This is a genomic window from Streptomyces sp. NPDC047000 (assembly GCF_040644295.1).
Classification (GTDB): domain Bacteria; phylum Actinomycetota; class Actinomycetes; order Streptomycetales; family Streptomycetaceae; genus Streptomyces.
On the sequence record NZ_JBEYWE010000023.1, the window covers coordinates 31331 to 51545 of the forward strand.

Consider the following 20215-nt stretch of genomic DNA (forward strand, 5'->3'; position numbering starts at 1 on the left):
CGGCTCCTCCGTACGGGGGTGGGGCGGGACGTTACCGCCGGTATCCCCGGGATTGAAGATGAACATGCGTCAAGTTTCGGAGTCGGTGCGGGGCGGTCAACCCGGGCTGCCTTATGGACGGCATCGGAAATCGGATGGAGCCGGATGCGTCGCCGACACGTCTATCCGGCGACGTCGCGCGCAGGCCGTACGACGACGCCGAAGTGACCGAGGTACAGGTGCAGGTGTGACGGAGGTGCAGGGCTATGGCCGGATTCCGGAGTCTGGCGAGACAGGTACGAGATCCGCGGTGCGATCTGGCACTGCGGCGGTACTCACTGCGTAAGTGCCTTGAACGGTTCGCCCCTTACGGACACCGGGCGACCTGGGACCATCTGTGCGGGCGGGCCGGGTTCGGCCCGGAGGACCGGTCTCCCGACCCGGTGCGGCTCGTGGCCGCGCTGGAGGAGCTGGAGGAGGCGCGGGCGGTCTGGCTCGCCTACGAGGCGTCGTTCGCCGCGCGCCGCAAGAAGGAAAAGCACGACGGGCTGCGCCGCCCGGGCAGTGTGGACGACTGGCACCGGCTGACCTGGGGCGGCTTCGGGGTGGCCTGGTGCGACAATCCGGCGGTGCATCCCCGTGAACCGCTGGCGGAGGTGCTGCGGCGGCTGATCGCGGCGCTGGAGCGGGAGCCGGGGGCGGGGTGTCCGGCGTGCGGGGGAGCCCAGCTCGTATGGAGGTACGACCTCGACCATGAGCCTTCGGCGGGGCCGGTGTGCGTCGAGTGCGGGATTCTTGTGCCGCGGCCGGTTCTTTCCGCGGAGGCGCTTGCCTTTGCCAGGCGGGAGCGGCTCCTCATGACGGCGTGAGCCTTACCGGCCGGGGGTGCGGTTCTCCTGCGGGGGCGTGCGGTTGTGTGCGGGTGCGTCGTGGTTGTTCGCGCAGTTCCCCGCGCCCCTGGGGGGGGTGGGCCTGGCGTCCGCCGTGTCGCCAGGCACGTGTCGCGCCCGCGCGGCGGAGCTGCATGTCGACACGGCCCCGCGCCCCTGGGGGGTTGGGCCTGGCGTCGGCCGTCGTGTGGTTGTGCCTGGGGGGCGGTGCAGCCCGGTGCCCCGCGGGGGCGGGGTGCCGGGCCGGGTCAGTTCTGCGGTGCGGGAGGGTTGATCAGGAGGCGGGAGCCTGCTTCGTGTGCGCCGATGGTGTCGTCCGGGTTGGAGAGGACGCAGGTGTCGAGGGAGAGGCAGCCGCAACCGATGCAGTCGGTGAGGTGATCGCGGAGACGGTTCAGCTGCCGGATGCGTTCGTCGAGTTCGGAGCGCCACGCCTCGGAGAGGCGGGCCCAGTCCTCCCGGGTGGGGGTGCGCTCCTCGGGGAGCCGGGAGAGGGCCTCCCGGATCGTGGCCAGCGGGATGCCCACCCGCTGGGCCGCGCGGACGAAGGCGACGCGGCGCAGCGTGTCACGGGTGTAGCGGCGCTGGTTGCCCGGGGTGCGGCGGCTGGTGATCAGGCCCTTGGACTCGTAGAAGTGCAGGGCCGAGACGGCGGCGCCGCTGCGGGCGGCGAGCTGGCCGACCGTGAGCTCGTGGATCTTCTCGGGGATCTGGGGCACCCGTGGGAGCCTACTTCGTCACCCGCTCGTTGACAGCGGGTCGGGGCGCCACCATGCTAAGCAGTTGCTTAGAGCGTCAAGGCTGACGTTCACGGTTGACGTTCACGGTTACCGAAAGGCCGGGTACATGGCAGAGCCTAGGATCTTCACCTCCGTCGACGAGCTGAAGGCGGCGGTGGGCGAGCAGCTGGGGTACAGCGACTGGGTGGAGGTCGACCAGAAGCGGATCGACCTGTTCGCGGACGCCACGGGCGACCACCAGTGGATCCATGTCGATCCGGAGAGGGCGGCGGGCGGCCCGTTCGGGACGACCATCGCGCACGGTTATCTCACCCTGTCGCTGCTGCCGCTGTTCGCGCCGCAGCTGATGGCCGTCGAGGGGGTGAGGATGGGCGTCAACTACGGCACCAACAAGGTCCGTTTCCCCGCCCCCGTGCCGGTCGGCTCCCGGCTGCGCTGCACCGCGAGGATCGGCGGCGTCGAGGAGGTGACGGGCGGTGTGCAGGTGACCGTCGCGTTCGTCGTGGAGCGCGAGGGCGGCGACAAGCCGGTGTGCGTCGCCGAGTCCGTGTCGCGCTACTACGTGTGAGCGGTTCCCCTACGCCGGAGCGGGCGCCGCGGGCTCCCGGGAACCGACCATCCTCAGCACGAGGCCAGCGTACAGCGCGCCGACCTCGTCAGGGGTGCGCGGTCCCGCCGTGTTGAACCAGCGGGCCACGTCGATGCAGAGGGAGAGCACGGCGAGGGTCGTGCCCTTCACGTCGATCACGTCGAACTCGCCCGCCGCGACCCCGTCCTCGATGATCCCGCGCACCTCGGCGTCGACCTGGCGGCGCAGGGCGAGGATCTCGGCGCGGGCCTCGGGGCCGAGGGCGTCCAGCTCGTACTGCACCACGCGCGCCGTCGTGCGCCGCCCGGCGTGCCAGCGCACGAAGGAGCTCACGGCGTCGGCGAGCCGCTCGGCGGCGCTGCCCTCGCGGCGGGCCGCCGTCCGCAGGATGTCCAGCGCCTTGTCGTGGCCGATGCGGCTGATGCGGTGGAGCAGTTCCTCTTTGGTCTTGTAATGGATGTAGAGCGCGGCCGGGCTCATTCCGGCGCGGCCCGCGATGTCCCGGGTGGTGGTCGCGTGGTAGCCGCGCTCGGCGAACGCCTCCACCGCGGCCACCAGCAGGCGCCGGGCCGCGTCCGGGGTGACCTGCCCCCACGGCTCCAGATCCCCGCCGGCCTTGTCCTCCGCCGTAGTCATCGCTCGCTCGCCCCTCTCGGTCCGGTGGTGCCACCCTACCGCCGAAGGTGAGCGGGCGCTTAGAGTGCCCGTTCAGAGGGGTACGCTGAGCGGTTCTACAGCTTCTCGAAGGGGTCGTGCTCGGCGAGCAGCTTCTCCAGCCGGGCCTGGTCGACGCGGCTGACGATCCGGCCCGCCTCCTGGCGGTCACGGATGACCTTGGCGAGGGTGAAGCACGAGGTGACCAGATACAGGACGGCGATCGCCAGGAACGCCCGTACCCAGGCGTCGGCGTTCAGCCGGAAGATGCCCAGGGCGGTCGCGGCCATGGCGACGGCGAAGGACGCGACGGCCTGGCCGTAGAAAGCGGCCGTGCTCTGCTGCTTGACGGGTGTGTCGCTCATGGCATCAGCATCGGCGGACGTGGCCGGCGCCACATCCGTACGGATACTCAGGCCGGGTACTCAGCCATGTCCGGGCTTTCCGGGGCCGGCGCCGTCAGAAGGCCGAGACCCCGGTCAGCGCGCGCCCGATGAGGAGTTTCTGGATCTGGCTGGTGCCCTCGTACAGGGTCATCACCCGGGCGTCGCGCAGGAGTTTGCCCGCCGGGTACTCGTCGATGTAGCCGTAGCCGCCGAACACCTGGAGGGCGTTGCCGGCGGCGCGGACGGCCGCCTCGGAGGCGAACAGCTTGGCCTTGGAGGACTCCACGGCGAACGGTTGCCCGCGGTCGACGAGGTCGGCGACCCGCCAGGTCAGCAGCCGGGCCGCGTCCACGTCGACGGCGATGTCGCTGATCAGCTCCTGCACCAGCTGGTGGTGGGCGATGGTCCTGCCGAACTGCTCGCGCTCGCCCGCGTACGCGACGGCCGCGTCGAGGGCCGCCTGCGCCAGGCCGACGCAGCCCGCCGCCACCGACATCCGCCCCTTGGCGAGGGCCGACATGGCGACGGAGAAGCCCTTGCCCTCCTCCCCGAGCAGCGCGGAGGCGGGCACCCGCACGTCCTCCAGGACGAGTTCGGCGGTGTCCTGGCCGCGCAGGCCGAGCTTGCCCTGGAGGACGCGGCGGGTGAGGCCGGGGGTGTCGGCGGGCACCAGGAACGCGGAGACGCCGCGGTGGCCGGGGGCGTCGGTGGAGCGGGCGAAGAGGAGCACGACGTCGGCCCAGGTGCCGTTGGTGATGAACATCTTGGTGCCGTCGATGACGTAGTCGCCGCCGTCGCGCACGGCCCGGGTGGTCAGGTTGCCGGCGTCGGATCCGGTGCCCGGCTCGGTGAGGCCGAAGCAGCCGACGTACCCGCCGGAGGTCAGTCCGGGCAGCCAGGCCCGCTTCTGCTTCTCGTCGCCCCACGCGGCGATCGTCTTGGCGACGAGGCCGAGGGAGACGGACACGATGCCGCGCACCGCGGAGTCGCCGCGCCCCAGTTCCTCTGTGACCAGGCAGTACGCGAGATGGTCGCCGCCGCTGCCGCCGTAGGTCTCGTCGACGGTCAGGCCGAGGAAGCCGACCTCGCCGAGCTTCTTCAGGATCGACCGGTCCACGGCCTCGGCACGGTCCCAGGCGGCGGCGTGCGGGACGATCTCCCGCGCCACGAAGTCCCGGGCGAGCCGCCGGACGGCGTCCTGCTCCTCGCTGAGCCCCAGATCCACCACGGTGCCGTCTCCGTCCACCTTTAATTAGCACTGCTAGTTTGTTTCCGCAGCCCTACTATGTGCGCCATGGCACGACCGCGCAAGCCCCTGCTGAGCACCGACCGCATCGTCGGGACGGCCCGTGATCTGGTGGACGGCGAGGGTCTGGCGGCCCTCTCCACCCGGCGGCTCGCCGCGGAGCTGGGCGTGAGCGGGCCCTCGCTCTACAACCACTTCGCCACCAAGGACGAGATCCTGGAGGCGGTCGCCGACTCGGTCAGCGCGCTGGTCGACCTGTCGATGTTCGAGGACGGCCGGGACTGGCGCGGCGGGCTGCACGCCTGGGCCGTCTCCTACCGGGCCGCACTGCGCGCCCATCCGAACATCGTGCCCGTACTGGCGCGCGGCCCGGGCCGCCGCCCCGCCGCGCTGCGCCTCGCCGACGCCGTCTACGGCGCGATGGTCCGCGCCGGCTGGCCGCCCGCGCACGCCACCTCCATCGGCGCGCTGATGCGGTACTTCATCATGGGCTCCGCGCTGGGCTCGTTCGCCGGGGGCTTCGTGGACGACGCCGGCGCCTACGACCCCGCCGACTACCCGCACCTGGGGCAGGCCCACCTCCTCGCGGAACAGCAGGAGAAGATCGACGAACGGGCCTTCACCACGGGGCTGACCGCGCTGCTGGACGGGTTGTCGGCGCAGTACGAGCAGGTCGCGCGGCGCGGGGAGTCCGGCGCGACAATCGTGTCGTAAAACCGCGAGACCCGGGCCCCGGCGCGCTCCTACGCTCGGCGGCATGACATCTGTCTCCCCCTCCCGCCGGGCCGCCGCGGCGGCGCTGGTCTCCGTGGTGCTGTGGGCCTCGGCCTTCGTCTCGATCCGCAGCGCGGGCGCCGCCTACGCGCCGGGCGCGCTGGCGCTGGGCAGGCTGCTGGCAGGCACCCTGGCGCTGGGCGCGCTCTGTCTGCTGCGGCGCGAGGGGCTGCCGCCGCGGGCCGCGTGGCCGGGTGTCGCGGTGTCCGGGCTGCTGTGGTTCGGCGTCTACATGGTGGTCCTGAACTGGGGCGAGCAGCAGGTGGACGCGGGCACGGCGGCCCTCGTGGTCAATGTCGGTCCGCTGCTGATCGCGCTGCTGGGAGCGCGGCTGCTCGGGGAGCCGATGCCGCCGAGGCTGCTGGCGGGCATGGCGGTGTCGTTCGCGGGTGCGGTGACGGTGGGGCTCTCGATGTCGGGGGACGGTTCGTCCTCGGTGCTCGGGGTGGCGCTGTGTCTGCTCGCCGCGCTCACCTACGCCGCCGGGGTCGTCGCGCAGAAGCCCGCGCTGGGCTCGGCGAGCGCGCTCCAGGTGACCGCGTACGGCTGTCTGACCGGCGCGGTGCTCTGTCTGCCGTTCGCCGGACAGCTGGTCCACGACGCGGCCGACGCGCCGCTCTCCGCCACCCTGAACATGGTCTACCTCGGGGTCTTCCCGACCGCGCTGGCCTTCACCACCTGGGCCTACGCGCTCGCCCGGACGACCGCCGGCCGTATGGGCGCGACGACGTACGCGGTGCCCGCGCTGGTGGTGCTGATGTCCTGGCTGTTCCTCGGCGAGGTGCCGGGGCTGCTGACGCTCGCGGGCGGGGTGCTGTGCCTGGCGGGCGTCGCCGTGTCCCGGTCCCGCTCCCGGTCCGGTGCGGGCCGGACGGTTCCGGCCGTGGTGGCCGCCGGTGAGCCGCGGCAGCCGCAGCCGCAGCCGCACCCGGACGCCGCTCGGGTGCCGGCACCGGAGCAGCCCTGAGCCGTCCTGGGCCGGGTCCGTCTAGAAGACCACCAGGCTCCGGCCGCCCCGGCCCGCCGCCATGTTCTCGAACGCCGCCGGGATGTCCGCCAGGCCGATGCGCTCGGTGACCAGCGCGTCCAGGTCAAGGCGGCCCGCGCGGACATGGCCGGCGAGCACCGGCAGGTCGCGGGCGGGGTCGGAGTTGCCGTAGACGCAGCCGGAGAGGGTCCTGGCCCAGTGGAAGATCTCCAGGGCGTTGAAGGTGACCTGCTGGTCCTTGCCGCCGATGCCGACCACCGTGGTGCGGCCGCCGCGCCGGGTGGAGTCCCAGGCGGCACGGATGCTCGCCGCCCGGCCCGCGCACTCGACGGCCACGTCGGTGCCCTGCCCGCCGGTGAGCGCGCGGATCTCGCGGGAGGTCGTGCCGGAGGCGAGGAGATAGTCGGTGGCCCCCGCCTTCCTGGCCAGCTCCTCCTTCTCCGGTGCGACGTCCACCGCGACGATCCGGGCGGCGCCTGCGATCCGGACCGCCTGGATCGCGGCGAGTCCCACTCCGCCGACCCCGAACACGGCGACCGTCTCCCCGGCCCGTACCCGGGCCGCGTGGTGGACGGCGCCGTAGCCGGTGAGGACCGCGCAGCCCAGGAGCGCGGCCTCGGTGAGCGGGATCCCGTCGGGGGCGGGCAGTACGCAGGAGGCCGGTACGACGGTCTCCTCGGCGAACGCGGCCACGTTCAGGCCGGGGTGGAGGCCGGTGCCGTCGGCGGTGCGGGCGTACACCTCGGCGGCGCCACTCAGGGCGTGGGCGCACAGCCAGACCTCGCCGAGCGAGCAGGCGTGGCAACGGCCGCAGGACGGGGCCCAGTTGAGGACGACCCCGGCTCCCGGTGCGACCTGGGTGACGCCCTCGCCGACGGCGATGACGGTGCCGGCGCCCTCGTGGCCCAGGACGGCCGGGACCGGTACCCGCATGGTGCCGTCGGAGAGCGAGAGGTCGGAGTGGCAGACCCCGGCGGCGGCGAGACGGACCCGGACCCGGCCGGGGCCGGGGTCGGGCAGGTCGATCGCGGTGATCTCCAGCGGGGCACCGACGGCGGGCAGAACGGCGGCGCGGACGGTCATGACGGGCTGCTCCCCTGTTGATGAGCGGACGTGGGCCTGCCGGGCGGACGGGTGACGGCGAACGCCGCCCGACCCGGCCCTAGAACTGGAGGGACTTGGTCTGCAGGTACTCGGCGAGTCCGTGGGCACCGAGTTCGCGGCCGACTCCCGACTGCTTGTAGCCGCCGAAGGGGGCGAGCGGGTTGAAGCGGCCGCCGTTGATGTCGACCTGGCCGGTGGCCATGCGGCGGGCGAAGGCCACCGCCTCGGCCTCGTCACCGGCCCACACGGCGCCCGCGAGGCCGTAGACGGTGCCGTCGGCGATGCGCAGGGCGTCGTCCTCGTCGGTGTAGCGCAGGACGGACAGCACGGGCCCGAAGATCTCCTCCTGGGCGATCGCCATCTCCGGGGTGACGTCGGCGAAGACGGTCGGGCTGACGTAGTACCCGCGCTCGCGCGGGGCCTCGGGACCACCGGCGACCAGCCGGGCGCCCTCGGCGACGCCCTTCTCGATGTACCCGCGTACCCGGTCCCGCTGGCGTGCGCTGACGACGGGGCCGATGCGCTCGGCGTACTTGGCGGCGGCAGCCGCGGCGAGCGCGACCGCCTCGTCGTACTGCGCGGAGTGCACCAGCATCCGGGTCCAGGCGCTGCACGTCTGGCCGGAGTTGGACATCACGTTGGCGACGCCGACGGCCACGGCCCGGGCCAGGTCGGCGCTCGGGAGGATGACGTTGGCGGACTTGCCGCCCAGTTCCAGGGCGACCCGTTTCACGGCACCGCCCGCCGTCGCACCGATCCGCCGGCCGACCGCGGTGGAGCCGGTGAAGGAGACGAGGTCGACGTCCGGGTGCCCTGCGAGAGCCTGTCCGGCGACCGGTCCGAGACCGGTGACCAGGTTGAACACGCCCGCCGGGAACCCCGCTTCGTGGACCGCCTCGGCGAACAGCTGGGCGACCAGCGGGGTGTCCTCGGCGGGCTTCAGCACCACCGTGCAGCCGGCGGCCAGTGCGGGGGCGGCCTTGGCGACGATCTGGTGCAGCGGGTAGTTCCAGGGGGTGATCGCGCCGACCACTCCGGCCGGTTCGTGCAGGACGAGCGAGTTGCCGACCCGCTCCTCGAAGGCGTACGTCGCGGCCAGCTCGGCGTACGACCCGGCGACCGCGATCGGCACGCCCGCGTGGACGGCCTGCGAGAAGGCGGGCGGGGAGCCGAGTTCGGCGGTGACGGTCTCGGCGATCTCGTCCTTGCGGGCCGCCAGCACGTCGCGCAGCGCGGCGAGGCGGACGGCCCGCTCGGCGGGCGGGGTCACGGCCCAGCCGGGCAGGGCGGCTCGGGCGGCCCGTACGGCGGTGTCGACGTCCTCGGCCGTGGCGGCGGGGACCCGGCCGATGATCTGCTCGTCGGCCGGGTTCACCACGTCGACGACCGCCGGGCCGGAGGCGGGGCGCCAGGCGCCGTCGAGGTAGAGGCCGTCGTGCGGCTTCATCGCTGCACCACCTGTTCTGCTGCGGGAAGGGATCGGACACACAAACTAGCGGCGATAGTTTTCTCGCACCAGAGCCGGGTCCGCGACTCAGGGTGCCGTGGCGGGGGCGGTGATCTCGACCGGCACGCCGTTGAGGACCGCGTTGCCCGACAGCGGGTCGAGGAGGCTTCCGTCGAGGAGCTGGTTGACGTTGACGCCGGGGGTGCGGGAGGCGTGGGTGAGGCGGGTGCCGGGACGGTCGTGACCCCAGCCGTGCGGCAGGCTCACCACACCGGGGCGGACGCCGTCGGTGATCTCGGCGGGAGCGGTCACCTCTCCCCCGGCGCCCTTCACCCGCACCTCGGCCCCGTCGCGCACGCCGAGCCGCTCGGCGTCCTCGGGGTGGATGTGCAGGGTGCAGCGGTTCGAACCGCCGGTCAGGACCGGCACGTTGTGCATCCAGCTGTTGTTGGAGCGCAGATGACGGCGGCCGACCAGGACGAGACCGCCGGGACGGTGCTCCAGAGCCTCGCGCAGACGCGGCAGATCCGCGGCGATCGGCGCGGGGAGCAGTTCGATCCTGCCGCTGCGGGTCTTCAGGGGCTGCGGCAGGCGCGGGGACAGGGGGCCGAGGTCGATGCCGTGCGGGTGGGCGAGCAGCTCGTCCAGGGTCAGCCCGCCGGGCCGGGCGCCGAAGCCGTCGCCGTAGGGGCCGAGGCGGAGCATCATGTCGAGCCGCCGCTCGGGGCCGGTCTCGCCGGTGAGCTGTGCGGCGAGTTCGCGGGGGTCGCGGCCGTGGACGGGTGAGTGCGGTTCCCGGACGGCCTTGCCGAGGGTCTGGTCGACGACCATCGCGTCCACGGCGGCGGGGTCGGTGCCGTGCATGCCCGTCACCGCGAGGATCAGCCGGGCGAGGATCTCGGTCTCGGCCGTCCTGCCCGGCTCCAGGGGCAGGGCCGGGCGGTTGTAGCGGACCTGGTTGCGGATCGCGAGGGTGTTGAGCGCGAAGTCGTGGTGCGGGCTCTGCGAGGGCGGCGGCGGGGGCAGGACGACGTCGGCGTGGCGGGAGGTCTCGTTGAGGTACGGGTCGACGCTCACCATGAAGTCCAGGGAGTCCAGGGCCTTGTCGAGACGGGCTCCGTCGGGCACGGACAGGACCGGGTTGGCGGCGATCGCGACGAGGGCGCGGATCGGGCCGCCCTCCTCGGTCGCCGTGTCGATCTCCTCGGCGAGCGCGGAGATCGGCAGCTCGCCCTTGGCCTCGGGGTGCCGGCCGACCCGGGAGTGCCAGCGCCCGAGCTCGAAGCCGTGGCCGGGGCCCGCGGGGCGGGGGGTGCGGTCGGTGGCGGCCTGCGGGAACAGGGCGCCGCCGGGGCGGTCGAGGTTGCCGGTGAGGATGTTGAGGACGTCCACCAGCCAGCTGGCCAGGCTGCCGTGCGGGACGGTGCAGCTGCCGATGCGGGCGTAGACGGCGGCGGTGGGGGCGGCGGCGAGTTCGCGGGCCAGGGTGCGGATGACGGCGGCGTCCACGTCGCAGGCGGGGGCCACGGCTTCGGGGGTGAAGTGCCGTAGGGCGTTCTCGAGTTCGGGCACGTCCTGGACGTGGGGGGCGAGGTGGCCGAGGTCGGTGAGGTGCTCGGTGAACAGGGTGGTGGCCATCGCCGCGAGCAGCAGGGCGTCGGTGCCGGGGCGGATCGCGACGTGCCGGTCGGCGAGGCGGGCGGTGCGGGTGCGGCGCGGGTCGACGACGGTGAGGGTGCCGCCGCGGGCCTTGATCGCCTTGAGCCGGCCCGGGAAGTCGGGGGCGGTGCACAGGCTGCCGTTGGACTCGAGGGGGTTGGCGCCGATGAGCAGCAGGTGGTCGGTGCGGTCCAGGTCGGGGACGGGGATGGCGTTGGCGTCGCCGAACAGCAGGCCGCTGGAGACGTGCTTGGGCATCTGGTCGACCGTGGAGGCGGTGAACAGGCTGCGGGTGCGGAGGGCGGCCAGCAGGACGGACGGGTAGAGGGCGCCGGCCATGGTGTGGGCGTTGGGGTTGCCGAGGACGACGCCCACCGCGTCGGCGCCGTGCGCCTCTACGACGGGGCGGATGCCGGCGGCCACGGCGTCGAACGCCTCGGGCCAGGTGGCCTCGCGCAACTCGCCGTCCCTGCGGACGAGGGGGGCGCGGAGGCGGTCGGGGTCGGCGTCGAGGGCGGGGAAGGCGGCGCCCTTCGGGCAGATGAAGCCGTGGCTGAGGACGTCGTCCTTGTCGCCGCGGGCGGTCATGCCGGCCGTCTTGCCGGCCGCCTTGCCGTCGGAGGCCGTGATGGTCAGGACGAGGCCGCAGGTCGCCTCGCAGAGGGGGCAGACGCGCAGGGCTTCGCGGGTGCGGGCGGTGTCGGGCATGGGTCACTCCCCCGGGTGGCGGCGGTGGCGCTCGGCTGCGGGTGACGATACCGACCGGTTGGGATGACGGGGAGGGGGGCGGGTGCCGCGGCCGCCGGTCCCGGACCCGAGCGCTGGACCTCGGCCCCGGGCCCGGCCCCGGGTCTCGGCCCTGCGCCCGGGACGCGGAACCTCAGTCCAGGACCCGGGCCAGGTACGCCCTCAGCAGTTCCCGGGTCTCGGTGATGATCTCCGGGTCGCCCTCCGGGGAGAGGCGGAAGGAGAGATGGACGAGGGTGTCGGCCGTCTCCACCGCCACCAGGAAGGTGCGGCGGAGCTCGTCGTCCGGGGTGCGGTCCAGATAGGCGGCCAGGAGGTCGGTCAGGCGGTCGGCGACCCGGGTGTTGGGTTCCGTGTGGCGGTCGCCCACCGGGATCTGGTTGCCGAAGTCGACCAGGGAGAACCCGGGCGCGGTGCGTTTCATGGCGAGGTACTCGTCCAGGACCGCGTCCATCGCCGCCCGCCAGCCGCCCTCCCCGGCACCGTTCAGGCGTTCCCTGACGCGGTCCGTGTAGCGCTCCAGGTTGCGCTGGGCGAGCGCGTCGGCCATGGCGCGCTTGTTGCCGAAGAAGCGGTAGACCGAGCCGATGGGCACACCCGCGCGCGCGGCGACGGCACGGGTGCTGAGGGCCTCGTAGCCGACTTCGTCGAGCAGGTCGGCGCAGGCGTCGAGGATCCGGGTGAGCCGTTCCGCGCTGCGTCGCTGCACGGGTGCGCGGCGCAGCGGGGTGGTCGGGGACACGGGGTTCATGAGGCCGCCCCCGTGCGGCTCGCAGAACCGCGCGCCCTGGTTCGGAACCGAGTGTGCATGGCGGTCAAGGTACCCGCGGGAACCGCCCGGGTGGAGGCGTCGACGCTCGTCAGGGCGGGTGTGACGCGTGTCATGCCGTCATCGCCACCCTGCGCACCGGCTGCCGTACGCGCCGTGCCGGTGCCGCCGCCGGAAGGCCGCTCCCGGCTGTCGTGCCCGTGCTCGGGCCCGTGGCCGGGCCGGCCGCGGAGGGCTCCGGGGTCGCGGACTCGGTGAGGTCGGCGGTGCTCTGCACCGGCTTGCCGTGCACCGCCCACACGGTGTTGTCGTCGGCGTAGAGGCGGGCGGTGAGCTGGTGGGTGCCGCGCGGGACGAGGCCCGCGGCGAGCCGGTGGCGCGGGGTGCGGAGACGGGCGACGAGGGCGCCGTCCAGGTAGAGCCGGGCGGTGCCGCGGCCCGGGACCGCCCGGGGGCGGGTGCCGGCGGGCGAGAAGCGGAAGCGGTGGACGGTCAGCCGTACGTCCCAGCTGTTCCCGGTGTCCGGGGCGACCTCGATCTCGACGTCCGGTGCGTCCGCGTCGTCCACCTCGCGGTAGCGCCGCCCCTGGGCGTCCGTACGGTCGAGGAGCCTGCCCACCGGGGAGGGCGGGGCCCCGGTCTTCCCCCGGTGTGCCCCGCCGGAACCGCAGCCCGCCGGTCCGGCCAGCATCAGGACACAGACCACGAGCGCGGCGAGAGGTCCGCGCGTCCACGACATGTCCCGGAGATTAGTCATTCCGGCCGGTGGCCGGATCCCCCTGGAGTCCCTGTCCCGGTCCTCCTCCAAGAGGAGGTCGCGGCGGGTGCCGTAGTCCTCGTGGGGGGTCCGTGCGTCCGGGAGCGGGCGGGATCCCGCCCGCGCTGCGCGGCGTACCGCCTCTTGCGGCCCCGCGACGCCAATCCTACGGTGTTGCAGAGGAATCGGAGCCGAGGGAGCGATGATGAGCGAGGACGCGCGCAAGACCGCCGAGGGGCTCGCCCGGCTGTCCGGGTTCGGCAACGAGCACGCGTCCGAGGCGGTGCCCGGCGCGCTGCCCCAGGGGCGCAACTCACCGCAGCGCGCGCCCCTCGGCCTGTACGCGGAACAGCTCAGCGGTACGGCGTTCACCGAGCCGCGGGCGCACAACCGGCGCTCGTGGCTGTACCGGATCCGTCCCTCCGCCGCCCACCCGGCGTTCGCCCGCACCGGGAACGGCACGCTGTGCTCGGCGCCGTTCACGGAGTCGGTGCCCGACCCGAACCGGCTGCGCTGGAACCCGCTCCCCGCACCGCCGCCGGGGACGGACTTCCTGGCGGGTCTGTGGACGCTGGGCGGCAACGGCGACGCCGCCCGGCGCACCGGCGTCGCCGTGCACCTGTATCACGCGAACGCGGACATGGACCGCGTCTTCGGCGACGCGGACGGCGAGCTGCTGATCGTCCCGGAGCGCGGCGGGCTGCTGCTGCGCACCGAGTTCGGGCTGCTGCACGCCCGGCCGGGCGACGTGGCGCTGGTCCCGCGCGGGGTGCGGTTCCGGGTGGAGCTGACCGGCGACGGGGACGAGGCGGCGGCCCGGGGGTACGTGTGCGAGAACTACGGCGCCCCCTTCCGCCTTCCCGACCTCGGGCCCATCGGCGCCAACGGGCTCGCCGCCGCCCGTGACTTCCGGGCGCCGGTCGCCGCGTACGAGGACGTCGAGGGGCCGGTGGAGGTGGTCACCAAGTACTGCGGCAACCTCTGGGCGGCGACGTACGGCCACTCGCCGCTGGACGTGGTCGCCTGGCACGGCAACCTGGTGCCGTACGTGTACGACCTGCGCCGCTTCAACGTGATCGGCTCGGTGTCGTACGACCACCCGGACCCGTCGATCTTCACGGTGCTGACGTCGCCGTCGGACACACCGGGGCTTGCCGGGGCCGACTTCGTGGTGTTCGCGCCGCGCTGGCTGGTCGGCGAGGACACCTTCCGGCCGCCGTACTTCCACCGGAACGTGATGAGCGAGTACATGGGTCTCGTCGAGGGTGCCTACGACGCGAAGACGGCCGGTGAGGGCGGTTTCGTGCCGGGCGGCGGCTCGCTGCACAACATGATGTCGGCGCACGGACCCGACCGGGAGACGTTCGAGCGGGCGAGCACGGCCGAGCTGCGCCCGCAGAAGGTCGACGACGGGCTGGCGTTCATGTTCGAGACGCGCTGGCCGGTGACGCTCACCGCGCAGGCGGCGGGCGCGGACCACCTCCAGCGGGACTACGACGCGGTGTGGAGTGGCCTTGAGCGGCACTTCGGGCCCTTGTCCTGAGCGACGGCCGACCGGTACGGATGGCCCGTGACCTCCTTCGCCCCCGACTCGATCGTCCTGAACCGCAGACTGCCGCTCTGGTACCAGGTGTCGCAGTCCCTGCGCGCCTCGATACTCGGCCGCTCCCCCGAGGCCCCGCTGCGCCTGCCCACCGAGGAGCAGCTCGCGGCGCACTACGGCGTGAGTGTGCTGACGATGCGGCAGGCGCTGAAGGAGCTGGAGGAGGAGGGGCTGATCAGCCGGCACCGGCGGCGCGGCACGTTCATCGAGGCGGACTCCCGGCCGGGCACGCCGGTACGGCTGCTGGGGTCGGTCGACGCGATCGTGGCGCAGCAGTCCGGGATGACGGCCGAGCTGCTGGAGCGGGCCCGGGTGCCGCCGCCTCCCGCGTACGCCGGGCATTTCCCGGAGCTGGCCGAGGTCGTGACGTACCACCGGCTGCGCTGCGACGAGCGGACCGGCGAGCCGACCAATCACGTCCGCAACTGGGTCCGCCCGGAGCTGGCCGAGCGCATCGACGACGAGGACCTGCTGCGCTGGCCCATGACGAAGGTGCTGCGCGATGTCGTCGGTGTCGGCATCAGCCGTATCACGGACACCGTGCAGGCCCGGCTCGCCGACCCGGAGACGGCCCGGCTGCTGCGGGTCCCGCTGCTGAGCCCGATCCTGCACTACACCGGCCTCACCCACGACGACGCCGGGCGGGTGCTGGACGTGGCCGTCATCCACTACCGCGGCGACCGCTTCTCCTTCTCGGTCACCCTGGAAGCCACCTGACCGCCACCCCGCTGCCGGCACGGCCCGACCGCCCACGACGGCCGGCCCACGGTGCGGGACGGCGGCGCCCGCACCGGCACCCCGTGCCCCGGTGGCCGGCCGGAACTCCGTCGCCGGTTCTCCACCGCCGTCCGACCCGCTGTCGGCGGCAGGTCGTACGATGCCCAGCGTGACGCACGACGACGCTCCGCTGCTCGCGGACCTCATGCCGTGGTCCGTCGCACCGCCGCGGCTCGGCCGGGGGTGGCCGGCGGCCCCTGACCCGGCGTCCCTGAAAGCCCGTTGGGACGCCCTGCTCAAGGCGGAGGGGGCCGACCGCGAGGCCCTGTTCGAGCCGACGCGCTCCCGCACCCCGCACTCGGCGGTCGGGCAGCTGCCCGGGCACTCCGGCGGCACGGAGAAGCTGGTCCGGGCGGCCGGGCCGTGCCCCGAGCCGGTACGGGTCCTGCTCGCGCCGTTCGACGAGCAGTGGCTGATTCCCGATCACCGGCTGATCGACGCCGCCCGCCCGGAGTTGTGGCGGGTGGCGGACGACCGGCAGGTGTACGTCGTGGAGAGCGGTGCCGATCCGCGGCTGCCGCTGCTGGCGACCGGGCTGCTTCCGATGCTGCGCGCCGGCCGGGTACGCCCGCTGTTCCGGCGCCCCGGCGGTCTGGAACCGAACCTGGCACCGGGCCTGCTCGCCCACCTGGCCACCCGCCTCGGCACGGAGCCGGACGCCGTGGACGTGCTGGCCTGGATCCTGGTCGCCGTGCGCCCCGGCCTCACGGTGCCGCTCACCGCGGACCCCGGCCGCTGGGCGCGGGGCGTCGAGGCGGGCCGCCGGATGCTGTGGCTGCTGCGCCGCGACGGCGAACGTCCCAGGCTGCCGGGCGGCCGCCGCCCCTACGTCCGCGCCCCGCTCCCGGCCTTCCCCCGCACCCTGCGTTACGACCGCGAGGAGGAGGCCCTGTACCTGGACGAGGGCCGTGTCTCGCCGGTCCCGGCGGCGGCGTGGGACTTCACGGTGAACGGCGTCCCCGTCCTGGAGCACTGGTTCACCGCCCGCACGCGGACCCCGGCGCCGGGCACCCTGTCGGCGGTCCGCCCGGCGGTCTGGCCCCAGCCGTGGACCTCGGAACTCCTGGAACTGATCACGGTGCTGTCCCTGCTGTCGGACATCGCGGACCCCACGGCGGACACTCCGGACCCCGCCCCGCTGACGGCCACCGAGCTGACCGGAGCAGGTGTGTTCCCGGTCCCGGCCGCGCTGCGCAGACCTGCCTCGGTGCTGAATCACCTGGAAGAGGGCCCGGAGGGCCAGTTCGCCCTGCTGTGAGCCGACGTGCGGCCGGCCGGGGACCGACGGCGAAAGGCGGACGCGCCGAAGCCGGTGGGCCGCAGGGGTGCCTCTGTTCACCGAGCCGGGCGGGGAGGGGCCGGGCGGGACAGGGGTGAGGAAACGGGACGACCCACGGGGTCGGGAGACATGCGCCCACCACACCGCCCCGGGCGGAGCCGCACCCCGTGGGGATGACGGTAGACGGGATCGCGGCGGAACGCCGGGACCGTGTGGTGGGCGGGAACCTCAGGTGCCGCCGAACGGCTCAGTTGCCGCCGAACAGGGTGCGCCGCAGCCGGCGCAGTGGTGCGAACAGCGAGACCCGGCGCACGCGCGCGTTCGGGCCGCTGCGCTCACGCGTGGTGTCACGCGTGGTCAGCTCCAGCATCAGCGAGGTGGCCTCGGCCGCCTCGCGCTGCGGCACTGCGGGTCCGGCCAGCACTGCCAGATGACGGTCGAGGCGCGAACTGGTCGCGCTGCTACCGCAGGTGATCGCAGGGACCCTGGCCCTGCTCCGCATCGCTATCTGATCCATGTCACTCCCCACCCGTACGAGTCCACCCGGCCCGGGCAGGTTAACCCTATCGTCCCCTTGGGGCACTCGTGTATCTCAGCCACATGATTCACCTACCCGGTAAAAGGGTTGACGACTACTCTCCGAATCCGACCGTTTTCAAGGCGAGTTGGACAATCGGGTCTGTAGTGGGCTGCGCTGATCCGCCGTCGGGCTCGACGGTGACGGCGAGTGACACAGCCGATCTGGTGAGACCTGAGGCAACCAGGGGCGTGTCGGCGCTGAACAGGCCGAGGGAGCGCGGCTGTGCGCCGGGGCGCATCAGCCAGAGCTGGCGCACGCGTCCGCCGGGCGGTGCGCCGTATCCGCTGAGCGTGACCACCGCGTCGCCCTGCGACGCGGAGGCGATCACTCCGATCGTGTGGCCCTGTGCGTCCCGTCCCGTGGTGGCGCGGGCGTCGGAGGCGGCGAGGACGTGGGCGATGTCACGCGAGCGGTCCCGTTCGGCGTCGAGCCGGTCCTGGGTGTGGCCGGCCTGGACGGCGAAGAGCGCGGCGACCACGAGCGCGGCGGCCGCCGTGGCGGTCGCGAAGGGCGCGAAGACGGGGACGCGGCGGCGCTGCGGGGCGCGCGGCGGCGGCTGGGCGCCCCAGACGTGCGGCGGCAGCCGGCTGGTCCGGGCGCGGTGGGCCGGGTCCGGCCGGGCGGATTCCTGCGGGGCGGGTTCCTGCGGTGTGCCGCGGACGGCGGCCAGGACCCGCTCCCGCATCGCCGGGGGCGCGGGGACCGCGGTGGACCAGGCGAGCCTGACCGCGTCCTCCGACAGGGCGCGGACCTCGGCCGCGCAGCGGTCGCAGTGGTCGAGGTGCTTCTCGTAGCGCACGCGTTCAGCGGGTTCCAGGGCGTCGAGGGCGTAAGGGGCGGCCAGCAGGTGGGGGTCCTCCCGGTGGAGGAGACGGCCGAGGAGGCCCGTACGCCGCGTACGGCTCATACGGCACCTCCCAGGCATGCGCGCAGCCGCGTGAGTCCGTCGCGCATCCGCGTCTTGACCGTGCCGAGCGGCAGGGACAGCCGTTCGGCCACCTCACGGTACGTGTAGCCGTCGTAGTAGGCGAGGGTCACGGACTGGCGCTGCAGGGCGGTGAGCCGGTCGAGACAGCGGCGTACCCCTTCGCGCTCGAGGCCGGCCTCCACCTCCTCGGCCACCTGGTCGAAGGCGGGGTGGTGGGAGCGGAGCGCCTCGCGCTGCTCGCGTTCGCCGGCGGCGCGGGCGCTGCGCACCCGGTCGACGGCGCGGCGGTGGGCGAGGGTGAGGATCCAGGACAGCGCGCTGCCGCGGGCGGGGTCGAACTTCGGCGCGGAACGCCAGAGTTCGAGAAGGACCTCCTGGGTGACCTCCTCGGACTGGGCCGCGTCGCGCACCAGCCGCCGTACGAGGCCGAACACCGGGCCGGACACCAGACCGTAGAGCTCCTCGAACGCGTGCTGGTCACCGCCCGCCACGAGGACGAGTAATTCGTCGGCCTCCATCCGGTTCCCCTCTCCGCGCCCGCACGGGCCCCGTCCCGTCACACCAGCCATCCGCACCGATCGCACCTCCGGACGGTGTTACGGATGAGCGTGCCGAAAACGCGGGTCCGGCGCAGGGGAAAGAAAATTTCTCCGGCGACCAATCCGGTCCGCCGGGCCGCTCCGTATACCCGTCCGTCAAGCGCAGGTCGCACCGAGAACGGACGGCAGGACGGAACGGGATGACGGACGGCAGGACACCTGATGCCAGGGGCGGCGCGGCTGCCACCAGGGGCGGCGCCACGCGACGTGGCCTCGTGACCCTCATATGCGGCGCGCTGGCCGCCGGGGGGCTCACGGCCGCCGGTGTGGCCACGCTGGAACCGGGGGCGGCCTCCGCCTCCAGCCACCGGGAGGCCCCGCTGATCTCGGGGACCCCGCAGTACGACAACACGGACGTGTACGCGTTCGTCAGCCCGGACAAGCCGGACACGACGACGATCATCGCGAACTGGATCCCGTTCGAGGAGCCGGCCGGCGGCCCGAACTTCTACACGTTCGCGGACGACGCCCAGTACGACATCCACGTCGACAACAACGGTGACGCACAGGGCGAACTGCTGTTCCGCTACACCTTCAAGACACACGTCAAGAACAAGAACACCTTCCTCTACAACACCGGCGCGGTCACCAGCCTGAACGACCCCGACCTCAACATCACCCAGACGTATGACATCGACCTCATCAAGCTTCACCAGCAGAAGGTCGTGTACAGGACGAAACTCGCCGACGACGTGCCGGTCGCGCCGTCGGACGTCGGCAAGGCGTCCATGCCGGACTACGCCACACTGCGCCACCAGGCCGTGCACAAGCTGGCCGGCGGTTCGACGACGTTCGCCGGGCAGGCCGACGACCCGTTCTTCCTGGACCTGAGGGTCTTCGACCTGCTCTACGGCGGGAACCTCTCCGAGGTGGGCCGGGACACCCTCAAGGGCTACAACGTCAACTCCATCGCCCTCCAGGTGCCCAACGACATGATCCGCGAGTCGGCGCACCAGCCGGTCGTCGGCATCTGGTCGACGACGCAGCGCCGCAACGCGCGCGGCTCCTACGAGCAGGTGTCACGGCTGGGCAACCCGCTGGTCAACGAGGTCGTCAACCCGCAGAAGGACAAGGACAAATTCAACGCGTCCTCGCCCTGGGACGACGCGCAGTTCCTGAAGAACGTCACCAACCCCGAACTGCCGAAGCTCATCGAGGCGATCTACAAGATCAAGGCGCCTTCGGAGCCGCGCAACGACCTGGTCGACGTGTTCCTGAAGGGCGTCAAGGGCCTCAACCAGCCGCCGCACGTACGGGCCGCGGAGGAACTGCGGCTGAACACCTCGATCGAACCGGCCGCGAAACCGAAGCGGCTCGGTGTCCTCGACGGCGACAACGCGGGCTTCCCCAACGGCCGCCGGCTCACCGACGACGTGGTCGACGCGGCCCTTCAGGTGATGGAGGGCGAACTGGTCGGCACCAAGAACGACCTCGGTGACGCGGTCGACCACAACGACAAGAACTTCGAGAAGTCCTTCCCCTACCTGGCCGAGCCGGAGTCGGGTTCACGGGGCCCGCTCGCCAAGGGCACGACCGGCGACGCGGACGTCCGCAACCAGCTGGGCGACGCGCTCCAGCCGGCCGGTTCGTCCTCGGGCTCCTCGAACACGACGCTCATCGCGGCCTCGGCGGCCTCGGGAGCGGCCGGGATCCTGCTGATCGGCGCGGGCGTGGCGTGGTGGCGTCGCCGTATGACCCGCCCGTACTGACCCCGTTCCAC

The 20215-nt window shown here is 73.2% G+C and carries 20 protein-coding genes; 8 read left to right on the forward strand and 12 right to left on the reverse strand.

Annotation, left to right across the window (positions count from 1 at the left end):
* Positions 1-245 precede the first annotated feature (245 nt).
* Complete coding sequence (locus ABZ862_RS28865) at positions 246-848, forward strand: hypothetical protein (RefSeq protein WP_360964057.1); 603 nt, start codon at positions 246-248, stop codon at positions 846-848.
* Positions 849-1117: 269 nt separating this feature from the next.
* Here the strand turns inward: ABZ862_RS28865 and soxR are convergent, their stop codons facing one another.
* Entirely contained in the window at positions 1118-1588 is a 471-nt protein-coding gene (soxR, locus tag ABZ862_RS28870; RefSeq protein WP_360964060.1) for a redox-sensitive transcriptional activator SoxR, read from the reverse strand.
* Positions 1589-1715: 127 nt separating this feature from the next.
* Between soxR and ABZ862_RS28875 the strand changes: the two genes are divergently transcribed.
* Positions 1716-2177 carry a MaoC family dehydratase gene (locus ABZ862_RS28875; RefSeq protein WP_360964063.1) on the forward strand — a complete coding sequence of 154 codons (462 nt, stop codon included), beginning with the start codon at positions 1716-1718 and terminating at the stop codon, positions 2175-2177.
* Positions 2178-2186: 9 nt separating this feature from the next.
* Here ABZ862_RS28875 and ABZ862_RS28880 read toward each other — a convergent pair whose 3' ends face one another.
* From ABZ862_RS28880 to ABZ862_RS28890, 3 genes are all read right to left on the reverse strand, one after another.
* Positions 2187-2834, reverse strand: coding sequence for a TetR/AcrR family transcriptional regulator (locus ABZ862_RS28880; protein ID WP_360964066.1), 648 nt, complete (start codon positions 2832-2834; stop codon positions 2187-2189).
* A gap of 95 nt (positions 2835-2929) precedes the next feature.
* On the reverse strand, positions 2930-3217 hold the full coding sequence (locus ABZ862_RS28885; RefSeq protein ID WP_360964069.1) for a YiaA/YiaB family inner membrane protein: 288 nt from the start codon (positions 3215-3217) through the stop codon (positions 2930-2932).
* A gap of 94 nt (positions 3218-3311) precedes the next feature.
* Positions 3312-4463, reverse strand: coding sequence for an acyl-CoA dehydrogenase family protein (locus ABZ862_RS28890; protein ID WP_360964262.1), 1152 nt, complete (start codon positions 4461-4463; stop codon positions 3312-3314).
* Positions 4464-4532: 69 nt separating this feature from the next.
* On the opposite strand from ABZ862_RS28890, the gene ABZ862_RS28895 reads away from it, so the two are divergent.
* Positions 4533-5198, forward strand: a complete 666-nt coding sequence (locus tag ABZ862_RS28895; protein ID WP_360964072.1) for a TetR/AcrR family transcriptional regulator — start codon at positions 4533-4535, stop codon at positions 5196-5198.
* Positions 5199-5241: 43 nt separating this feature from the next.
* Positions 5242-6225 carry a DMT family transporter gene (locus tag ABZ862_RS28900; protein WP_360964075.1) on the forward strand — a complete coding sequence of 328 codons (984 nt, stop codon included), beginning with the start codon at positions 5242-5244 and terminating at the stop codon, positions 6223-6225.
* A gap of 21 nt (positions 6226-6246) precedes the next feature.
* On the opposite strand, the gene ABZ862_RS28905 is transcribed toward ABZ862_RS28900, so the two are convergent.
* From ABZ862_RS28905 to ABZ862_RS28925, 5 genes are all read right to left on the reverse strand, one after another.
* Complete coding sequence (locus ABZ862_RS28905) at positions 6247-7329, reverse strand: Zn-dependent alcohol dehydrogenase (protein WP_360964077.1); 1083 nt, start codon at positions 7327-7329, stop codon at positions 6247-6249.
* A gap of 79 nt (positions 7330-7408) precedes the next feature.
* Complete coding sequence (locus ABZ862_RS28910) at positions 7409-8797, reverse strand: aldehyde dehydrogenase family protein (protein ID WP_360964080.1); 1389 nt, start codon at positions 8795-8797, stop codon at positions 7409-7411.
* 87 nt (positions 8798-8884) lie between these two features.
* Positions 8885-11164 carry a molybdopterin oxidoreductase family protein gene (locus ABZ862_RS28915; RefSeq protein WP_360964083.1) on the reverse strand — a complete coding sequence of 760 codons (2280 nt, stop codon included), beginning with the start codon at positions 11162-11164 and terminating at the stop codon, positions 8885-8887.
* A 172-nt stretch (positions 11165-11336) separates the two neighbouring features.
* A complete protein-coding gene (locus ABZ862_RS28920; RefSeq protein ID WP_360964085.1) occupies positions 11337-11954 on the reverse strand; it encodes a TetR/AcrR family transcriptional regulator in 618 nt (205 codons plus the stop codon).
* A gap of 130 nt (positions 11955-12084) precedes the next feature.
* Positions 12085-12711 carry a hypothetical protein gene (locus tag ABZ862_RS28925; protein ID WP_360964088.1) on the reverse strand — a complete coding sequence of 209 codons (627 nt, stop codon included), beginning with the start codon at positions 12709-12711 and terminating at the stop codon, positions 12085-12087.
* A 223-nt stretch (positions 12712-12934) separates the two neighbouring features.
* Here ABZ862_RS28925 and hmgA point away from each other — a divergent pair, with 223 nt between their 5' ends.
* From hmgA to ABZ862_RS28940, 3 genes are all read left to right on the forward strand, one after another.
* Complete coding sequence (gene hmgA, locus ABZ862_RS28930; RefSeq protein ID WP_360964091.1) at positions 12935-14272, forward strand: homogentisate 1,2-dioxygenase; 1338 nt, start codon at positions 12935-12937, stop codon at positions 14270-14272.
* 27 nt (positions 14273-14299) lie between these two features.
* Positions 14300-15049, forward strand: coding sequence for a GntR family transcriptional regulator (locus tag ABZ862_RS28935; protein ID WP_360964094.1), 750 nt, complete (start codon positions 14300-14302; stop codon positions 15047-15049).
* A gap of 160 nt (positions 15050-15209) precedes the next feature.
* Complete coding sequence (locus tag ABZ862_RS28940; protein ID WP_360964097.1) at positions 15210-16367, forward strand: type ISP restriction/modification enzyme; 1158 nt, start codon at positions 15210-15212, stop codon at positions 16365-16367.
* Between the two features lie 268 nt (positions 16368-16635).
* Here ABZ862_RS28940 and ABZ862_RS28945 read toward each other — a convergent pair whose 3' ends face one another.
* The 3 genes from ABZ862_RS28945 to ABZ862_RS28955 all read right to left on the reverse strand — a co-directional run bounded on the left by ABZ862_RS28945 (position 16636) and on the right by ABZ862_RS28955 (position 18414).
* On the reverse strand, positions 16636-16905 hold the full coding sequence (locus tag ABZ862_RS28945) for a hypothetical protein (RefSeq protein WP_360964100.1): 270 nt from the start codon (positions 16903-16905) through the stop codon (positions 16636-16638).
* Between the two features lie 115 nt (positions 16906-17020).
* Positions 17021-17875, reverse strand: coding sequence for an anti-sigma factor (locus ABZ862_RS28950; protein WP_360964103.1), 855 nt, complete (start codon positions 17873-17875; stop codon positions 17021-17023).
* Positions 17872-18414: a sigma-70 family RNA polymerase sigma factor gene (locus ABZ862_RS28955; RefSeq protein WP_360964105.1), complete on the reverse strand. Its 543-nt coding sequence runs from the start codon at positions 18412-18414 to the stop codon at positions 17872-17874. Before ABZ862_RS28955 ends, ABZ862_RS28950 begins: the two co-directional genes overlap by 4 nt.
* 221 nt (positions 18415-18635) lie before the next feature.
* Between ABZ862_RS28955 and ABZ862_RS28960 the strand changes: the two genes are divergently transcribed.
* On the forward strand, positions 18636-20204 hold the full coding sequence (locus ABZ862_RS28960; protein ID WP_360964108.1) for a DUF4331 domain-containing protein: 1569 nt from the start codon (positions 18636-18638) through the stop codon (positions 20202-20204).
* Positions 20205-20215 lie beyond the last annotated feature (11 nt).